This is a genomic window from Xanthomonas sp. CFBP 8445, from assembly GCF_025666235.1.
In the GTDB taxonomy this organism is placed as follows: Bacteria; Pseudomonadota; Gammaproteobacteria; order Xanthomonadales; family Xanthomonadaceae; genus Xanthomonas_A; species Xanthomonas_A indica.
Genome location: NZ_CP102594.1, coordinates 3,581,055 through 3,599,555, shown reverse-complemented (window position 1 = coordinate 3,599,555; position 18,501 = coordinate 3,581,055). Strand labels below are relative to the sequence as shown.

Annotated in this window: 10 protein-coding genes and 1 pseudogene; 9 read left to right on the top strand and 2 right to left on the bottom strand. The window is 70.1% G+C overall.

Features of this window, described 5'->3' with window-relative positions; genetic code table 11:
- The first annotated feature begins 17 nt into the window (after positions 1–17).
- From NUG21_RS15310 to pbpC, 9 genes and pseudogenes are all read left to right on the top strand, one after another.
- Positions 18–1,016: a nucleoside hydrolase gene (locus tag NUG21_RS15310; protein WP_242082263.1), complete on the top strand. Its 999-nt coding sequence runs from the start codon at positions 18–20 to the stop codon at positions 1,014–1,016.
- Positions 1,017–1,649: 633 nt separating this feature from the next.
- The gene (locus NUG21_RS15305; RefSeq protein WP_263393100.1) at positions 1,650–6,539 is read left to right on the top strand and encodes an alpha-2-macroglobulin family protein; all 4,890 of its coding nucleotides are present in this window, start codon (positions 1,650–1,652) and stop codon (positions 6,537–6,539) included.
- A gap of 398 nt (positions 6,540–6,937) precedes the next feature.
- Positions 6,938–8,098, top strand: a complete 1,161-nt coding sequence (locus NUG21_RS15300) for an MFS transporter (RefSeq protein WP_263391318.1) — start codon at positions 6,938–6,940, stop codon at positions 8,096–8,098.
- 28 nt (positions 8,099–8,126) lie between these two features.
- Positions 8,127–8,786 carry an HAD family hydrolase gene (locus NUG21_RS15295; protein WP_263391317.1) on the top strand — a complete coding sequence of 220 codons (660 nt, stop codon included), beginning with the start codon at positions 8,127–8,129 and terminating at the stop codon, positions 8,784–8,786.
- Positions 8,783–9,595, top strand: a complete 813-nt coding sequence (locus NUG21_RS15290; protein WP_263391316.1) for a DeoR/GlpR family DNA-binding transcription regulator — start codon at positions 8,783–8,785, stop codon at positions 9,593–9,595. The genes NUG21_RS15295 and NUG21_RS15290 overlap by 4 nt, the downstream gene beginning before the upstream one ends.
- A gap of 186 nt (positions 9,596–9,781) precedes the next feature.
- A complete protein-coding gene (locus NUG21_RS15285; RefSeq protein WP_263391315.1) occupies positions 9,782–12,694 on the top strand; it encodes a TonB-dependent receptor in 2,913 nt (970 codons plus the stop codon).
- 19 nt (positions 12,695–12,713) lie between these two features.
- A complete protein-coding gene (locus tag NUG21_RS15280) occupies positions 12,714–13,655 on the top strand; it encodes a glycerophosphodiester phosphodiesterase family protein (RefSeq protein WP_263391314.1) in 942 nt (313 codons plus the stop codon).
- A gap of 188 nt (positions 13,656–13,843) precedes the next feature.
- Positions 13,844–14,026, top strand: a pseudogene (locus NUG21_RS15275) (ATP-binding protein); the annotation flags it as partial.
- Positions 14,027–14,332: 306 nt separating this feature from the next.
- Positions 14,333–16,726: a penicillin-binding protein 1C gene (pbpC, locus tag NUG21_RS15270; RefSeq protein ID WP_263391313.1), complete on the top strand. Its 2,394-nt coding sequence runs from the start codon at positions 14,333–14,335 to the stop codon at positions 16,724–16,726.
- A 561-nt stretch (positions 16,727–17,287) separates the two neighbouring features.
- Here pbpC and NUG21_RS15265 read toward each other — a convergent pair.
- A complete protein-coding gene (locus NUG21_RS15265) occupies positions 17,288–17,872 on the bottom strand; it encodes a ferritin-like domain-containing protein (protein WP_160946353.1) in 585 nt (194 codons plus the stop codon).
- 33 nt (positions 17,873–17,905) lie between these two features.
- Positions 17,906–18,388 (bottom strand): peroxiredoxin, encoded by a 483-nt coding sequence (locus NUG21_RS15260; protein WP_160946352.1) that lies wholly within the window; start codon positions 18,386–18,388, stop codon positions 17,906–17,908.
- Positions 18,389–18,501: the final 113 nt, after the last annotated feature.

Below are 18,501 nucleotides of genomic sequence, written 5' to 3'. Positions count from 1 at the left end.
TTTTTTGGGAGATGCGCATGCGCGCGCTGAAGCAATGGGCGGCGTCGGCACTGTTGATCGTGGCGACCTGGGCGACCGATGTGGTGGCGGCCCCGGCATCGTCGCCAGTGACCGCACCGGTACAGAAGGTAGTGGTGTCCACCGACGTCGGCGACGACATCGACGATGCGTTCGCGCTGGCGTTGCTGTTGCGCAGCCCGGAGCTGCAGGTGCTGGGTATCGCCTCGGCCTGGGGCGATACCGGCCTGCGCGCGCAACTGCTGCAGCGGCTGCTGCAGCAGGCCGGCCGCAGCGAGATTCCGCTGGCGATCGGCCAGCGCACCGACAGCACGATTCCCTTCAGCCAGGCGCGCTGGGCGGCGAAGGGTACGCTGCCGCGCAAGGCGCCGGATGCGGCGCAGTTCATCTTGGACCAGGCGCGTCGTCATCCCGGCGAAGTCACCCTGCTGGTGCTCGGCCCGCTGACCGACGCGGCGCGCGCGTTGCAACGCGACCCGGCCGGCTTCGCCCAGCTCAAGCAGGTGGTGCTGATGGGCGGCTCGGTGCGCGCGGGCTACGGCAAGTCGCGCTACCGTCCGCCCAATCCGCCGGCGGCCGAGTACAACATCGCCGCCGATATACCCGCCGCGCAGCGCGTGTTCGGTGCCGGCGTGCCGATCGTGATGCTGCCGCTGGATGCCACCCAGGTGACCCTGGAGGAGCCGGAGCGGGTGGCGCTGTTCGCCCATGGCGAGCCGCTGACCGACGCGCTGGCGCAGCTCTACTACCAGTGGCGCGACACCGACCAGCCCTGGGCCAGTGCCACCCCGACCCTGTTCGACGTGGTGCCGGTGGCGCAGTTGCTCGACCCGGGCCTGTGCCCCACCGTGCCGCTGCGCATCGTGGTCGACGACAAGGGCTACACCCGCGAGGCACCGGTGGCGGACGCGCCGGGAGCTGCGGCCAACGCGCAGGTGTGCCTGGCGCTGGATCGGCCGCGGCTGATCGCGTTGTACATGCAGCGGTTACTGCGCTGACGTGTAGTCGCGATGACCGGAGCAGCTGGCTGATTCGTTGCTCTGCAGTCGGGACTGAAGTCCCTCCCACATAAGACGCGTGCCGTCGGTGCTGTCGGCATGGCTCGTCGGATTGCCCGCGGTGGGAGCAAGTTCATCGCGGGAAGCGGAGCCACTGGTTGATCCATTGCGCTGCAGTCGGGACTGAAGTCCCTCCCACAGGGGAGCCAATCCGATGGCCCATGCCGACAGCACCCACGGCGCAAGCTTCATGTGGGAGGGACTTCAGTCCCGACGCGTGGAGCCATCTGCGCACCCAGTGCCGTCGCGTCGGGACCGACGTCCGCCTACATGACCTCGAGGCGAGGGCGCGGGTACTCGCTTAGGGGGTAGGAGCGGCTTCAGCCGCGACGGGCGTTCCCGGGAATGCCGGTCGCGGCTGAAGCCGCTCCTACGGAGGCTCCACGGCGACCGGTGGTGCCGTGGCGGGAGGGACATCCGCGCCGACGGCGGCCTGCCGCGCACATGCCGACGGATGGCGCGTCTTCGCCCCTCCAGCCGTCGCGCCGGCGCTTTATACTCGCGCCACATTCAAGGAGCGAACGCATGCATACGGATTCGAAGCGGCGCTGGGCGGGCCTGCGCGCGGGGTTGATGGGGACGTTCCTGGTGCTGGGCCTGGCGCTGGCGCTGGGCGGCTGCAAGCGCAACGAATCCGGGCAGTTGCCCGAGGCCAGCGGCGAACCGGTGAAGGGGCAGAAGGAAGCGATGAAGGGCTTCGGCCTGGTTCGCGCCTATCCCGACCAGAAGGGCGACGGGCTGTCGCTGGCGCTGGAGTTCTCGCGGCCGCTGGTCGGCACCCAGGATTTCGACAAGCTGTTGCGCTTCGAGGAGAAGGTCGGCACCGACGAGAGCGCCTGGTCGCTGTCCGACGACGGCAAGACCCTGCGCTATCCCTACGTGGAGGCGGCCAAGGACTACACGGTGGTGATCTCGGCCGACCTGCTGGCCGCCGACGGCAGCCGCCTGGGCAAGCCGCTCAAGCAGAAGGTCTACACCGGCGAACTGACGCCGGCGGTCGGCTTCGCCTCGCAGGGCAGCGTGCTGCCGGCGCGCGAGAGCCGCGGCCTGCCGGTGGTCTCGCTCAACGTGCCGGAAGTGGACGTGGAGTTCATGCGGGTCAAGGACAGCGCGCTGCCGGCGTTCTTCGCCCAGTACCAGCGCGGTGGCCGCCGCGGCACCTGGGAGCTGGACAGCGACTACGGCGACCATACCCCGATCTCGCAACTGGCCGACTCGGTCTATACCAACCGCTTCGTGCTCGGCGGCGACAAGAACGAGCGTGCGCTGACCTACCTGCCGATCCAGGAGATCAAGGAGCTGCAGGCGCCCGGCCTGTACTTCGCAGTGCTGCGCCGCCCCGGCAAGTTCGACAACGAGTACGACACTGCCTTCTTCACCGTCAGCGACATCGGCCTGCACGCGCGCGCCTACAAGGACAAGCTGTTCGTGCACACCGCCTCGCTGCAGAGCGGCGAGCCGCTGAAGAAGGTGGAGCTGCGCGTGCTCAACGCCGACGGCGAGCTGTTCCTCAAGGGCCAGACCGACGACAACGGCAACGCGCTGCTGAACTACACGCTCGACGCCGGCCAGGTGCTGGTGGCGCGCAGCGGTACCGACCTGTCGATGCTGCCGTTCAACCAGCCGGCGCTGGACCTGAGCGAGTTCGCGGTGGCCGGGCGCGAGAACGCCTGGTTCGACGTGTTCGCCTGGTCCGGCCGCGACCTGTACCGCCCCGGCGAGACCGTGCGGGTCTCGGCACTGCTGCGCGACAACGACGGCAAGCCGGTGCCGACCACCGGCAAGGGCGCGCAGCCGGTGTTCCTGCGGCTGAAGCAGCCCGACGGCAAGATCTTCCGCGAGACCCGGCTGCAGCCGGGCGAGCAGGGCTATTTCAGTTTCGAGCAACTGATCCCCGCCGATGCGCCGACCGGGCGCTGGCAGGTGGAGTTCCGTACCGACCCGACCAGCAAGGAAGCGGTGCAGGGCATGACCCTGCGCATCGAGGAGTTCCTGCCCGAGCGCATGAAGCTGGACCTGGACAGCACGCAGAAGACGCTCAAGCCGGGCGAGCCGTTCAAGCTGCAGGCCACCGCCGCCTACCTGTACGGCGCGCCGGCGGCGGGCAACCGCTTCACCGCCAAGCTGGCGGTGGCGGTCGAGCAGCATCCGGTGGAGGCGCTGCCGGGCTACTTCTTCGGCGACCCGACGCTGCAGTTGCCGCGCGAGGCCAAGGACGTGGTCGACACCGAGTTCGGCGCCGACGGCAAGCTCAGCGAGGACCTGGCGCTGCCCGACGAGGCCAAGCCGACCAGCACCATCGCCGCGCTGGTCTCGGCCAGCGTGTACGAGACCGGCGGCCGCACCGTCACCCGCACGCTCAAGCGCGTGCTGTGGCCGGCGCCGGCGCTGGTCGGCGTGCGCCCGCTGTTCGACGACAAGGACGGCGCCGACGCCAACGCCAACGCGCGCTTCGAACTGATGCGGGTGGATGCGCAGGGCAAGCCGCAGCCGGCCAAGGGCCTGAAGGTCACTCTGGTGCGCGAGCTGCGCGACTACCACTGGGCGTTCACCGACAACCGTTGGGACTACGACTTCACCCGCCGCTTCGAGAACAAGCAGACGCTCACCGTCGATGCCGGCGCCAGCGCGGCCAAATTCGATTTCCCGGTGGAGTGGGGCGAGTACCGGGTGGACGTGTTCGACCCGGCCACCGGCCTGACCACGCGCTATCCGTTCCATGCCGGCTGGAGCTGGAACGACGACAACCGCGGCCTCGACGCGCGCCCGGACAAGGTCAAGCTGGCGCTGGACAAGACCGGCTACAAGGCCGGCGACACGCTCACGGTCACCCTGACCCCGCCGCACGCCGGCCCCGGCCTGCTGATGGTCGAGAGCGACCGCATGCTGTACGTGCAGGACATCGACGTGAAGCCGGGCAGCCGCTTCGAGATCCCGGTGACCAAGGACTGGGAGCGCCACGACGTCTACGTCACCGCGCTGGTGTTCCGCGGCGGCTCGGCGCCGAGCAAGATCACCCCGGCGCGCGCGGTCGGCGTGGCCCACGTGCCGATGGAGCGCAAGGCCCGGCGCGTGGCGGTCGGCCTGGTCGCGCCCAAGCAGATGCGCCCGGAGCAGCCGCTGCCGGTGACGGTGAGCGTGCCGGAGCTGGCCGGCAAGCAGGCGCACGTGACCATCTCCGCGGTGGACGTGGGCATCCTCAACATCACCCGCTTCCCGGTGCCCGACGCCAACGCGCAGTTCTTCGCGCAGCGGCGCCTGGGTGTGGACGCCTACGACATCTACGGCCGGGTCATCGAGAGCTTCGAGGGCGGCACCGGCAAGCTGCGCTTCGGCGGCGACATGGCGCTGGCGGCGTTGCCGCAGGCCAAGCGCCCGACCGCGCGCGTACAGACCGTGGACCTGTTCTCCGGCCCGGTGCGGCTCGACGCCAAGGGCAATGCCCGCGTGCAACTGCCGGTGCCGGACTTCAACGGCACCCTGCGCGTGTCGGCGCTGGTGTATTCGGACGAGCGCTATGGCAACCGCGATGTGGAGACGCTGGTGCGCGCGCCGATCGTGGCCGAGGCCAGCATGCCGCGGGTGATGGCGCCGGGCGACCGCAGCACCGTGACCCTGGACGTGCAGAACTTCACCGGCCAGCCGGGCGAGTTCAAGGTGCGGGTCGACGGCGAGGGCCCGTTGGCGATCGCCGACAATGCGCGCAGTGCCAAGCTGGGCAAGGACGGCAAGGCCACCCTGAGCTTCCCGCTGGTGGCGCAGGAGGGCTACACCGTGGCCAAGGTGCGGGTGCGGGTGGAGGGCAATGGCTATGCCGCCGACCGCCGCTACGACCTGCCGGTGCGCGCGGCGTGGCCGTCGGTGCTGCGCACGCAGACCCGCGTGCTGGACACGCTGGCGCCGGTGACGCTGGGCGCCAGCGACGCCGAGGGCCTGATGGCCGGTTCGGTCAGCGCGCGCATGCTGGTCAGCGCCTTGCCGCCGATCCCGTTCGCCAGCGCCCTGCAGGGCGCGCTGCAGTATCCCTACGGCTGCGCCGAACAGACCACCAGCAAGGGCTACGCCGCGCTGCTGCTCGACGACGCCACCGCGCGCCTGCTCGGGGTCAAGGGCCTGGATGCGGCCACGCGCCGCGCGCGCATGGAAGGCGCGTTCGGGCGGCTGGCCTCGATGCAGGTCTCCAGCGGCCACTTCTCGATGTGGGGCGACGACGGCTACGTCAATCCGGGCCTGACCCCGTACATCGCCGAGTTCCTGCTCGACGCCAAGGACGCCGGCTTCGCGGTGCCCGACACCGTGCTGCAGAAGGCATTGAACCGGCTCAGTGAGGACCTGCTGTCCGGCGGCAACAACTTCTACGGCCAGGACCGCCGCGAGAACCTGAAGTTCGCCAACCAGGCCTGGTCCGGCTACGTGCTGGCGCGGGTCAACCGCGCGCCGCTGGGCACGCTGCGCGCGCTGTACGACAACGACCGTGGCAAGGCGCTGACCGGCCTGTCGCTGGTGCACCTGGGCGTGGCGCTGTCGCTGCAGGGCGACAAGAAGCGTGGCGAGGCGGCGATCGCTGCCGGTTTCGCCAAGGACAGCGCCGACCGGCCGCGCTACTTCGGCGACTACGGCAGCGTGGTCCGCGACGATGCGCTGATGGTCGCGCTGCTGCACGAGCGCGGCCTGGCCAAGCCAGAGTACGACGCGCGGGTAGTGGCGCTGGGCCGCGAGCTGGACGCGCGCCGCCGCGGCGGCTGGCTGTGGCTGAGCACGCAGGAGCAGGTGGCGCTGGCGCGCATGGGCAAGGCCTTGCTCAACAGCCAGACCGCGCAGGTGTCCGGGCAGTTGAGCATCGGCGACAGCAGCGAGGCGATCGCCCCGGCCAAGGCCTTCGGCCGTCAGTTCGACGAGGCCGAGCTGGCGCGCGGCGTGCACTTCGTGCCGCAGGGCCAGCCGCCGCTGTACGCCAGCCTGGAAATCGCCGGCGTGCCGCGCACCCCGCCGGCGGCGGACGACAGCACGCTGAAGGTGGAGCGCAGCTTCTACGGCACCGACGGCAAGCCGTGGACGCCGCGGCCGTTGAAGGAGGGCGAGGCGCTGATCGTGCGCGTCACCATCACCTCCGATACCAGCATGCCCGACGCGCTGTTGACCGACCTGCTGCCGGCCGGCCTGGAGATCGAGAACTTCAACCTGGGCGACGCCAAGCAGTGGGCGGACGTGGTGGTGGACGGCATCGAGATCAGCGACCGCTCCAACGCCGCCGACGTCAAGCACGAGGAGTTCCGCGACGACCGCTACGTGGCCGCGCTGAGCCTGTCGGCGGGCAGCAAGGCGCAGGTGTTCTACCTGGTGCGCGCGGTGACCCCGGGCACCTACACGGTGCCGCCCTCGCTGGTCGAGGACATGTACCGCCCCGACCTGCGCGGCGTGGGGCGCAGCAACCCCGGCACGATCAACGTCGTGCAGCCCTGACTCCTCTCTCCCTCCGCGAGAAGGCCGGAGGGGTGAGGGGATGACCGCCAGCGGAGCCGCCTGACTCCCCTCTCCCCCGGGAGAGGGGCCGGGTCTGAGGGTCCGGCCGCCAGGGAAGCCAGCTGACTCCCCTCTCCCTCCGGGAGAGGGGGCGAGGGTGAGGGTCCGGCGGAGACCGCCGCGCCCGCCGCACCGCAGCTACATTCCCGCGCTTGCAGCACCCAGACAGGGCCCAACAGGGTCCTGTCGTCGTTTCGGTGCCACCGCATGCGTGGATCCCGCCAAGCCCATGCAGTGGTAGCCGCCATTGCTGTCTCTGATGTCGATTAATGCACGTTTTTGCACGATTGTGCACGTTCGTCTAAGCTGGCCTGGCATTCGTTCGCCAGGGTTCCCCCATGCCGTCCGCTTCGCCGTCCGCTCCAGCCCCAGCGCCCACCGTCTCCCGCGCCGTCGCCGCCACCCGCGGCATGTTCCTGCTGTCGGGCATGGCCATGGCCGCCTGGGCGCCGATGGTGCCCTACGTCAAGGCGCGCTTCGCGCTGGACGATGCGCGGCTGGGCATGGTGCTGCTGGCCTTCGGTGCCGGCTCGGTGCTGGCGATGCCGCTGGGCGGGCTGCTCAGCCACCGCCTGGGCGCCCGCACGGTCATCGTCGCCAGCGCGCTGGCGCTGTGCCTGGCGTTGCCGGCATTGGCGCTGGCGCCCAGCGTGCCGCTGCTGGTGGCGGCATTGCTGTACTTCAGCGCGGCGCTGGGCGCGCTCGACGTCTCCATGAACGCGCATGCGGTGGAGGTGGAGCGCCGCCTGCAAAAGGCGGCGATGTCCGGCTTCCACGGCTTGTTCAGCGTCGGCGGGTTGCTCGGCGCGGCCGGCATGAGCGCCTTGCTCGGTGCCGGCCTGCCGCTGCTGGCCGGTGCCGTGCTCGTCGCCACGCTGCTGCTGGGCGTGCTGCTGTGGCAGCGCGGCGGCTTGCTGCGGCACGCGGCGTCCACCAGCGAAGCGGTGCCGCTGCGGCTGCCGCGGGGGCCGGTGCTGCTGCTGGGCGCGCTGTGCTTCGTCTGCCTGCTGGCCGAGGGCGCCATGCTCGACTGGAGCGCGGTGCTGCTGCGCGAGCATCATGGCCTGGCGCCGAGCGTGGCGGGCATGGGCTATGCCGCGTTCTCGGTGGCGATGGCGCTGGGCCGGCTCGGCGGCGACCGCCTGGTGGCCTGGCTGGGGCCGGTGCGCACCGTCGCCATCGGCGCGGTACTGGCCGCCGCCGGGCTGGCGCTGACCAGCCTCGGGACCTTGCCGGGCAGCGGCCTGTTCGGCTGCGTGCTGGTCGGCCTGGGCGCCTCCAACCTGGTGCCGGTGATGTTCGGCGCCGCCGGGCGCCTGCCCGGCACCTCGCCGGCCCTGGCGCTGGCGACCTTGACCACGCTCGGGTATACCGGCCTGCTCGCCGGACCGGCGCTGATCGGGTTCCTGGCCCATGCCATCGGCCTGCCGCTGGCGCTGGCCGCGGTGGCGGCGTTGTTGCTGCTGGTCGCCGCCGGCGCGCGCCTGGTGCGTCGCTGATCCCCACTCTCGTCTGCTGGAGCCTGCCATGCCGTCGTCCGATCCTTCCGCCACACTTCCCCTCGACACCGTGGTGTTCGATCTCGGCGGCGTCCTGATCGACTGGAACCCTCGCCATCTGTATCGCCGCCTGTTCGACGACGAGGCAGCGATGGAGGCCTTCCTGCGCGAGGTGTGCAGCCCGCAGTGGAACGAGCGCCAGGACGCCGGACGGCCGTGGCACGACGCCGTGGCCGAACTGAGCGCGCTGCATCCGGCGCATGCGCCGATGATCGCCGCCTACCACGCGCGCTGGTCGGAGATGCTGGGCGGCGCAATGGACGCCACGGTGGGGGTGCTGGAGGAACTGCGCGGGCAGGGCGTGCGGCTGTACGCGTTGACCAACTGGTCGCACGAAACCTTCCCGATCGCGCGCGAACGCTACCCGTTCCTGCAGTGGTTCGAGGGCGTGCTGGTGTCGGGCGAGGAGCGCCTGGTCAAACCGGATCCGGCGATCTTCGCGCTGCTGTGCGAGCGCTACGCGATCGCGCCGGCGCGGGCGGTGTTCATCGACGACGCGCCGCGCAACGTGCATGCCGCCGCGGCCACCGGCATGCACGCGCTGCAGTTCCGCGATGCCGCCACGCTGCGCGAGGACCTGGTCGCGCTGGGCCTGCTGCCACCGCGCGCCGACGCCGCGGCGCCATGAGCGGCGAGCGCGACACGCTGCCGCAGGAGCGGCAGCAGGCGATCCTGCAGCGCCTGCGCGAGCACGGCCGGGTGGTCGCGGCGGAACTGGCCGAGCGCTTCGCCGTGTCCGAGGATTCGATCCGCCGCGACCTGCGCGAACTCGCCGCGCAGGGACTGTGCCGGCGCGTCTACGGCGGCGCGCTGCTGCCCACCCCGACCTTCGCGCCGTTGCCGCAGCGCCAGGCCGAGCACGCCGAGCGCAAGCGCGCGCTGGCGCTGGCCGCGGTCGCGTTGGTCAAGCCCGGGCAGCGGCTGCTGATCGATGCCGGCTCCACCAACAGCGCCATCGCCGCGGCGCTGCCGGCAGGGCAGGGGCTGAGCGTGGTCACCAATGCGCCGGACATCGCGCACCTCCTGCTGCGCCGCGAAGGCATCGAGATCCTGCTGATCGGCGGACGCCTGGATCCGCGCAGCGGCGCCGCGGTCGGCGCCCAGGCGCTGCAGCAACTGCGGCAGTTGCGCGCCGACCTGTGCTTCCCCGGCGCCTGCGCGATCGACCCCGAACGCGGCCTGTGGGGCGTGGACGACGAGGAGAGCCTGTTCAAGCGGGCGATGGTCGAGGCCAGCGCCGAGACCGTGGCGGTGGTGACCAGCGACAAGCTCGGTACCCTGGCCGCGCACCGCGTGGTCGGCGTGGAGGCGATCGACCGGTTGGTGGTCGAACACGACGCCCCGGCCGGCGTGCTCGCCGCGTTCGCCACGCAGGCGGTGCAGGTGCACCGCGCCGCGCCTCCGCGCGGACTGAGGCGCCCGCCAGACTGTCTCTGATTCGGCCGTGTCCGACACGGCGCACGTGGCTGCAGCGTGCGCGCAACGCCCCTCGCAGCACGGGCGGCCATTCGCCTCTCCGGGATCGCGATGTCTTCGCGCTTTCCGCGCGCCGCCATCAGGTCGTCATATCCCTGGGATTAAATAACGAACTTTAAGTTATTTAATCTACCAGGGGACATTGTCATGCAACCACTCACCCATCGGCGCCGCGTGCTGATCGTCTGCGCGCTCGCCGCCAGCTGCCAGGCCGCGCTGGCGCAGGACGCCGCGTCCACCACGGCGACGGTCGCCACCGACGCCAGCGCCGTCGCTGCGACCAGCGCGCCGGCCGTCGGCGACACCACCCCCACCACCACGCCCCCCGCTGCCACCAGCGACGACGGCACCACCACGCTGTCCAGCGTGAAGGTCACCGGCGTGCGCAAGGCCAATGCCGCCGCGATCGAAAGCAAGCGTGCCGCCACCAACATCACCGACGTGGTCAGCTCCACCGACGTGCGCGCGCTGCCGGACACCACCATCGTCGAGGCGCTGCGCCGCATCCCGGGCCTGTCGGTGCTGCCGGCCACCGACAACGAACATCCGCGCGACGAAGCCGCCACCCCGGTGCTGCGCGGGCTCGGCCCGTCCTACAACAACGTCACCATCGACGGCCTGACCGTCGCCTCGCCGGGCACGCCCAACGGCACGCTCGGCTCGATCACCCGTGGCGTGCGCCTGGACATCCTGCCGGCCTCGATGGTCAGCGAACTGCAGGTCATCAAGACCTTCACCCCGGACCTGGACCCGAACGCCACCGGCGGCGCGATCAACCTCAAGACCCGCAGCGCGTTCGAGAACGGCGGCAAGCCGTTCTTCACCGCCGAAGCCTCGCTGGGCCACGCCAACGACGTGGGCAAGCCGCGCGACCAGGACGACCCGGGCTACCGCCTGCTCGCCACCGGCAGCCGCACCTTCGGCAGCGAAGGCCAGTACGGCCTGACCCTGTCCGGCAACTACCAGACACTGAGCAGCTACACCGAAACCCACATGACCACCGACACGGTGCACTACGGGTTCTACGACAGCACCGGCGCGCTGCAGAGCGGCACCAACCTGGGCAACGGCTGGGCCGTGCCGCAGCAGGACAAGTACTGGTACGTAATGGACAAGCGCGACCGCTACGGCCTCACCGGCAAGTTCGAGGCGCGGCTGAGCGCATCTCTACAGGCCTACGCCATGGCCGGCTACTACTACTTCCGCGACAACATGGAGCGCAACGAGATCATCCTCGATCCGCGCAACCGCAACCACGTCTACAACCAGACCGCCACCAGCGGCACGTACCCGGTCGGCGACGTGGAAGTCGGCTATTCCAACCAGATCACCACCACCCGCACCAAGCTCGGCCAGACCGGCTTCGAGTGGCGACCTGACGACCGGCAGCTGCTGTCGGCGCGCGCGTCCTGGTCCGATGCCACCTATGCCGAGCCGATCAAGATGATCAAGTACGTCACCGGTGCGCAGCGCCCGGCGGCGGTGCCGACAGGACAGACCGGCGCCGGCGTCACCGTGGTGCCGACGGCGGCCTATGGCTTCAACTACGACACCTCCGCGCTCAACCAGCGCTTCCCGATGTCGGCGCAGGCGTACTACGACTACGACAACTACAGCCTGCTGTACTGGCGTCCGGACTACCAGCGCAACGCGCGCGACAAGGTGCTCACCGGGCGCCTGGACTACGCCTTCAACCGCGGCGAGATGGACCGTGGGTTCGGCTTCGGCAGCGGCCTGAGCTACACCCGCGACGAACCCGGCTTCGACATCTACCGCGTGGAATACCAGCCCAACCGCGGCGCGCCGCCGCTGAAGATCGCCGACGTGCTGGCGCCGTCCAATGCGCCGATGAGCTACCTGGGCCTGAACCTGATTGCGATCGATCCGAACAAGGCCAATCAGGTGCTGGAGGCGACGCCGCTGAGCGCGTTCAACCGCACCGACCAGAGCGCCTTCAGCAACCAGGACAACTTCAGCCATCGCGAAGAAATCTTCGGCGCCTACGGCCTGGTCGGCTATCGCGCCGACGATTTCGATGTGGAAGCCGGCCTGCACTACGACCATACCGACCAATCCACGGTCGGCCGCCAGCGGCAACTGGACGTGGCCAGCGGGAACTACGTCTACGTCGATGCGCCCACCGATTCGCGTTATGCCAAGGTACTGCCGTCCGCGGTGATGACCTACCACGTCAACGACCGCCTCGACCTGCGCGCCGGCGCCAGCCGCACGCTCGGCCGCCCGCCCTACGACGCCTATGCCGCGCGCACCTCGATCGGCTTCGTCAACAGCAGCGACATGGGCAATCCCAACGCGCAGGGCGTCACCGTCACCATCGGCAATCCCGACATCAAGCCGCGCGTGTCCACCAACCTGGACCTGTCGCTGGAATGGCGCCTGCCCGACGACGTCGACGGCATGCTGGCCGCGGCGCTGTTCGACAAGCGCATCCAGGACGAGATCTTCACCCTCTCGCGCACCGACCAGTTCAGCTTCAACGGCACCACCTATTCCAACGTGCTGATCAGCACCCCGGCCAACGCCGCCAAGGCGCATGTGCGCGGCTTGGAATTGAGCGCGGTGCTCAACACCCTGTTCCCGGGCGTGCCGGCGCTGTCCGGCCTGGGCGCCAGCGCCAACCTGGCCCTGCTCGACGGCGGCATGGACGTGCCGTTCACCAGCGGCAGCGCGCCCAACCTCGTGCAGCGCCAGCGCACCGTCGATCGCCTGGTCGGGCAGCCGGACTACACCGCCAACGCCTCGCTGTTCTACACCATCGGCGGGGTGGAACTGCGTGCGGCCTACAACCGCCAGGGCAAGGCGCTGCGCGCCATCGTCAGCAACATCGCCTGGCAGGACCTGTACTGGGCGCCGCGCTCGCAGCTGGACCTGTCGGCGACCTGGGCGGTGAGCAAGCAGCTCAGCGTGGTCGGCCAGATCAGCAATGTCACCCACAGCCGTCTCACCAGCTTCACCGGCCCCGGCGAGAACCTGCTGAAGGACAGTTATTCGATGCCGACCACCTACTGGCTCGGCCTGCGCTTCACCCCGTCGCTGTGACCGTTGTCGGAGACCTCTCATGAACCTGCTTTTCTCGCGCGGCGCGGTCATTGCCGCACTGCTGACCGCCACGGCCCCGGCCGTCGCCGCCATCGCCCCAATCCAGGCGCGCCTGGCCCATCCCGACGGCGGCATCTTCGTCGTCGCCCACCGCGGTTGCCACAATCCCGCGCCTGCGCACGGCTTCGCCGGGCACGCGCCGGAGAACTCGCTGCTGGGCCTGGAGCGCTGCGTGGCGCTGGGCGTGGACATGCTGGAAACCGACATCCGCCGTGCGGGCGATGGCACCCTGGTGATGTTCCATGACGCCACCGTCGACCGCACCACCGACGGCAGCGGCAAGGTCGCCGAACTGACCTGGCCGCAATTGGCGCGGCTGCGCCTGCGCGACGACGAGGGCGGCGCCGATGCGCCGCTCACCGACCAGCATCCAGTGACCCTGCAGCAGATGCTGGCCGCGGCCAAGGGCCGGATCATGCTCAACCTCGACGTCAAGGCGCCGATCTACGCCGAGGTGGTCGACGCGGTGCGCCGCGCCGGCATGGAGCGGCAGGTGGTGGTCAAGACCGAGGTCGGTGTCGCCAGCCAGCACCTGGCGTCGATGCCGCCGTTCGATCAGATCAACTTCACCCCGGTGCTGCTGAACCCGCCGGGGACCGACGACCTGGTGCAGACCGTGCGCACCCAGACCGGCGGCAAGGTGCGGCCGGTGGCGATCGAACTGCCGCGGATGCGCCTGGCCCAGTTGCCGGCGGTGGCGGCCCTGGCCAAGCAGCGGCAGGTGCGGCTGCTGGTCAATACGCTCTGGGACGGCTTCGTCGCCGACGTCGGCGGCGATGCCGACGCGGTGCGCGATCCGGAGGCGGTGTGGGGGCGGCTGTACCGCGCCGGCATCGGCGCCTTCCAGACCGACGAACCGGAAGCGCTGCTGCGCTATCGCGCCTCGCTGGAAAAGCCCTGACCCCGCAGCTGGCCGCGCCACTGTCCGTAGTCGGTCGGTGCGCGACTGTTTGAGGACGCGGCGATCGCGCGTGTCGCGGTCGCCGCGCAGCCGAGTCAATGGGTCAACGCGGTTTGTTGTGCATGCTGCTGGTGACCGCGGCGCTAAGGTGCCGGCAGCAGCGCGACGCCCGATAGCGCCTGCGCAACGGCGCCGGCCTGCCGTCCAGCGACAACTTGTTCGTGCCGTTCTTCACCACCAAGCCCGGCGGTTCGGGGATCGGCCTGGTGCTGTCGCGGCAGATCCTGGAGGCGCAGGGCGACAGCCTGCGCCTGGAGGCGCGCACCGATGCACCCGGCAGCGTGGCGACGCTGCGCCTGCCGCTGGCGTAGGGTGGGGGGAGATGCTCGGTGGGATCTGGCCCATGCACCACGTGCTGGCATTGCGCGTCTCCGGGAGACTCCACGCCGTTGTAGGAGCGGCTTCAGCCGCGACGGGTTTCCGATAACGCCCGTCGCGGCTGAAGCCGCTCCTACAACACACCCGCGCGTCCAATCGCGTCGCGGGCAACCGCGAACCGTTGGCGGTATTCGACGCCGGCCCCATGGATCGCCGGTGACGCCCTACGCGCCGGGGCGATCCCGCTCGCCGCGTCGCCGCCGCAGCAGGCAAAATGGCCGCTTCCATCGGGAGCCCGCATGCCACTGGACGACACCGCCGCCTCGCACGCCGCGCGGCGCCCCCAGCGCTGGACGCGCCTGCTGCCGTGGCTGCGCTGGGGCACGGTGGCGCTGCTGTCGAGCCTGTTGTTGCTGGACCTGGCGTTCCCGCTGCCGCTGCCGAAGTCGCGCGACACCTCGACCCTGGTGGTGGCCGCCGACGGTAGCCCGCTGCGCGCCTTCGCCGACGGCAACGGCGTCTGGCGCTATCCGGCCACGCCGGACAGTGTGTCGCCGCTGTACCTGCAGGCACTGCTGAACTACGAGGACCGCTGGTTCTGGCATCACCCCGGGGTCAATCCCTGGGCGCTGCTGCGCGCGGCCAAGCAGTGGCTGTTCTCGCGCCACATCGTTTCCGGTGGCTCCACCCTGACCATGCAGGTGGCGCGCATCCTGATGCCGCCCGAGGTCAGCACGCGCACGCCGTGGGGCAAGGCGCAACAGGCGCTGCGCGCGCTGCAGCTGGAAGCACACCTGAGCAAGCGGCAGATCCTGCAGCTGTACCTGGAGCGCGCGCCCTATGGCGGCACCATCGAAGGTGTGGAAGCGGCGAGCTGGGCCTATCTGGGCAAGCCGGCTGCGCGCCTGTCGCAGGCCGAGGCCGCGTTGCTGGCGGTGCTGCCGCAGGCGCCGAGCCGGCTGCGCCCGGACCGGCATCCGGACGCCGCGCGCGTGGCGCGCGACAAGGTGCTCGAACGCATGGTCGCGCTGCGCGTGTGGCCGCGCGCGCAGGTCGACGACGCGCGCATCGAACCGGTGGTGGCGCGCTCGCTGCAGACGCCGCTGCACGCCGCGCTGCTGGCCGAGCGCCTGCGCCAGCAACACCCGCATGCCGCGCACATCGTCTCCACCCTCGATGCCGACCTGCAACGCACCCTGGAGGACCGGGTCAGCGCCTACTTCTCGCAACTGCCCGAGCGCACCTCCGCGGCCTTGCTGGTGGTGGACAATCGCGACCTGCAGGCGCGCGCCTACATCGGCTCGGTGCAGTTCGGCGACCGCCGCCGGCTCGGCGACGTGGACATGGTGCAGGCCTGGCGCTCGCCCGGCTCCACGCTCAAGCCGTTCCTGTACGGCATGGCCCTGGACGATGGCCTGATCCATTCGGAAAGCCTGCTGGTCGACGCGCCGCAGAGTTTCGGCGACTACCGCCCGGGCAATTTCGACGAAGCCTTCAACGGCCCGATCGGCGCCGCCAGCGCCCTGCGCCTGTCGCTCAACGTACCGGCGGTGGACCTGCTCGACCGGGTGGGGCCGGCGCGCTTCGCCGCGCGCCTGAGCAACGCCGGCATCGGCCTGCGGTTCCCGCGCGGCAGCACGCCCAACCTGGCGCTGATCCTCGGCGGCACCGGCGCGAAGCTGGAGGAACTGGTCGGCGCCTTCGCCGCGCTCAACCGCGACGGCATCGCCGGCCACGTGCGCTACAGCGCCACCGACCAGCGCATCGAGCGGCGGCTGATGTCGCCCGGCGCGGCCTGGATCGTGCGCGAAATGCTCGAGGCCAATCCACGTCCGGGCTACGGCATCGGCACCTTCGACGTCGGCACGCGCCCGCGCGTGGCCTGGAAGACCGGCACCAGCTACGGCTACCGCGATGCCTGGGCGATCGGCAGCACCCGCCGCTACACCGTCGGCGTGTGGGTGGGCCGCCCCGACGGCACGCCGCTGCCCGGCCAGTACGGCGCGGTGACCGCGTTGCCGCTGATGTTCGAGACCATCGACAGCCTGCCGCGCCTGCGCGGGGACAACGCCCCGCTGCCGATGCCGGCGACGGTGCAGCAGGTGGACGTGTGCTGGCCGCTGGGCATCGCCGCCGAGCAGACCCCGCCGTCGTTGTGCCAGCGCCGCTTCTCGGCCTATGCGCTGGACGGCGCGGTGCCGCCGACCTTCGCCGAGCGCGACGCGCGGCTGTGGAGCGCCGGCCGCGAGACCGTGCAGGTGGATGCGCACAGCGGCTTGCGGCTGTCGCCGGACTGCGCGCAAGCGCATGTGGCGGTGACGCGCGAACTGGCGCGCTGGCCGGCGCTGCTGACGCCGTGGCTGCACGCCAGCGAGCGTCAGGCCGGGCAATTGCCGGCGCTGGCGCCGGACTGCCGCGACGACGGCCGCGGCCGCAGCGACGTCTTGCGCATCGAAGGCCTCAACGACCGCGCTACCCTGGCGCGCGCGCCGGGCAGCACCACGGTGCGTTTGCAGGTGCGCGCGCTGGGCACGAGCACCCCGGTGGACTGGCTGCTGGACGGCCGCTGGATCGCCCGCACCGAGGGCGCGCGCACCTTCCAGCGCGACTTTGCCGACGCCGGCGACCACACCCTGACCGCCCTCGCCAGCAACGGCGCCTGGACCCAGGTGCGGTTCCGGGTGTTGCGTTGAGCAGCAGTGGCGCGCGCTCGTAGAAGCCAACTGTCACGCAACGACGACGATCAGAGTAGGCGGGCGATCCGACCTCGGAAGCAGTCGGGACTGAAGTCCCTCCCACATCATTCACGGACACCGATAACCGCGAGTCCTATGGGAGTCGCGGTCGCTGGCTTTGGCTTTTGCTTTGGCTGTTGCTCTAGCTCTTGCTTTTGGCTTGCCGGGTTCCCTTCCGAAGCGGCGGCCATCGCGGGGAAACACCCAAAGGGCGGCGCACATGGATGTGCGCCGTCCGCGGCAGGGGCAGGATGCCCCTTCCGCGGATCCCCGGGATGGACGCGGACCCGGAGAGCGTCAGCGCGGAGGGCGCGAGGCAGGGTGTGCTTTCTTTTGGTTACTTTTCTTTGCACAAGCAAAGAAAAGTAACTCGCCGCAAGGCGAAAGCCTTGGCTTTGGCTTCAACTTTGCGCGTCAGACAACAAAGACCGTAGGAGCGGCTTAAGCTGCGACAGGCGTCATCAGGACGGCCTGTCGCGGCTGAAGCCGCTCCTACGAGAGGGCGTGAGCCTATCCGGCTTACTTGCCGATCCAGCCCTCAAGCATGTCCGAGAACTCGTCGGCATGCTCTTCTTCCTGGGCCAGGATCTCTTCCAGGATGCGCTTGGTGGTGGTGTCCTTGTCGCCGACGAAGTTGATCATCTCGCGGTAGCTGTCGATGGCGATGCGCTCGGCGATCAGGTTTTCCTTGACCATGTCGCGCAGATCCTCGCCTTCCTTGTACTCGGCATGCGAACGCGCGGTCAGCGTGTCCGGATTGAGGTCCGGCTCGCCGCCCAGCTGCACGATGCGCTCGGCCAGCTTGTGCGCGTGCGCCTGTTCCTGCTGCGCATGCTCGAGGAACTCGGCCTTGACCGCATCGGCAAGCATGCCGGCGGCCATGAAGTAGTGGCGGTAGTAGCGCAGCACGCACACGTATTCGGTGGCGAGCGCGTCGTTGAGCATCTTGATCACCGCCTCGCGGTCGGCGCTGTAGCTCTTGGTGATCGCGCCGTCCTCGATGCTCTGGCGGGCGTTGGCGCGCAGCGTGGCGGTGTCGGTGAGGCCGGCGGTGTGCTGCAGCGGCTTGGCGTCGGTGTTCGGGGTGGCTGGCTTGTTGGACATGGCTGGCCGTTTCCTGTGGTGGGTAAGGGGATTTCAGTCGGGAAGGTGCTGCAGCACGTAGTCGGCGGCGGAGACCTTGAACTCGCCCGGCGCCTCGACGAACAGCGCACGCACCACGCCGTCGTCGGCGTACAGCGCGAAGCGCCGCGCACGCACGCCCATGCCGTAGCTGCTGGCGTCCAGTTCCAGGCCCAGCGCCTTGGCGAAGTCGCCGTTGCCGTCGGACAGCATCTGCAGGCCATCCGGCACCAACTGGCTCTTGCCCCAGGCCTGCATCACGAACGGGTCGTTGACCGCCATGCAGTACACCTCGATGCCGCGCTTGCGGAATTCCTCGAAGTGCTCCACGTAGCCGGGCAGGTGCTTCTCCGAACAGGTCGGGGTGAAGGCGCCGGGCACCGCGAACAGCAGGACGCGGCGGTCGTCGAACAGGGTGCGCGTATCCACCGCTTCCACGCCGTCGCGGATGCGCTGCAGCACCACTTCGGGAATGCGTTCGCCGGTCTGGATGGGCATGTCGGGCTCCTTGGATGAACCGAGTCTAGAAACGGAAATGGGAAGGTGGCGTCAACGCCTTGAAAAGCGCTGCGGCACGCCTATCTGACGGGCATGGACGGCGGGCCGGTCCC

Excerpts from the sequence above, each read along its gene's own strand:
- NUG21_RS15300 (WP_263391318.1), top strand. The coding sequence starts at position 6,938 with ATGCCGTCCGCTTCGCCGTCCGCTCCAGCCCCAGCGCCCACCGTCTCC.
- NUG21_RS15295 (WP_263391317.1), top strand. The coding sequence starts at position 8,127 with ATGCCGTCGTCCGATCCTTCCGCCACACTTCCCCTCGACACCGTGGTG.
- pbpC (WP_263391313.1), top strand. The coding sequence starts at position 14,333 with ATGCCACTGGACGACACCGCCGCCTCGCACGCCGCGCGGCGCCCCCAG.
- NUG21_RS15280 (WP_263391314.1), top strand. The coding sequence starts at position 12,714 with ATGAACCTGCTTTTCTCGCGCGGCGCGGTCATTGCCGCACTGCTGACC.
- NUG21_RS15310 (WP_242082263.1), top strand. The coding sequence starts at position 18 with ATGCGCGCGCTGAAGCAATGGGCGGCGTCGGCACTGTTGATCGTGGCG.
- NUG21_RS15285 (WP_263391315.1), top strand. The coding sequence starts at position 9,782 with ATGCAACCACTCACCCATCGGCGCCGCGTGCTGATCGTCTGCGCGCTC.
- NUG21_RS15265 (WP_160946353.1), bottom strand. The coding sequence starts at position 17,872 with ATGTCCAACAAGCCAGCCACCCCGAACACCGACGCCAAGCCGCTGCAG.
- NUG21_RS15305 (WP_263393100.1), top strand. The coding sequence starts at position 1,650 with ATGGGGACGTTCCTGGTGCTGGGCCTGGCGCTGGCGCTGGGCGGCTGC.
- NUG21_RS15290 (WP_263391316.1), top strand. The coding sequence starts at position 8,783 with ATGAGCGGCGAGCGCGACACGCTGCCGCAGGAGCGGCAGCAGGCGATC.
- NUG21_RS15260 (WP_160946352.1), bottom strand. The coding sequence starts at position 18,388 with ATGCCCATCCAGACCGGCGAACGCATTCCCGAAGTGGTGCTGCAGCGC.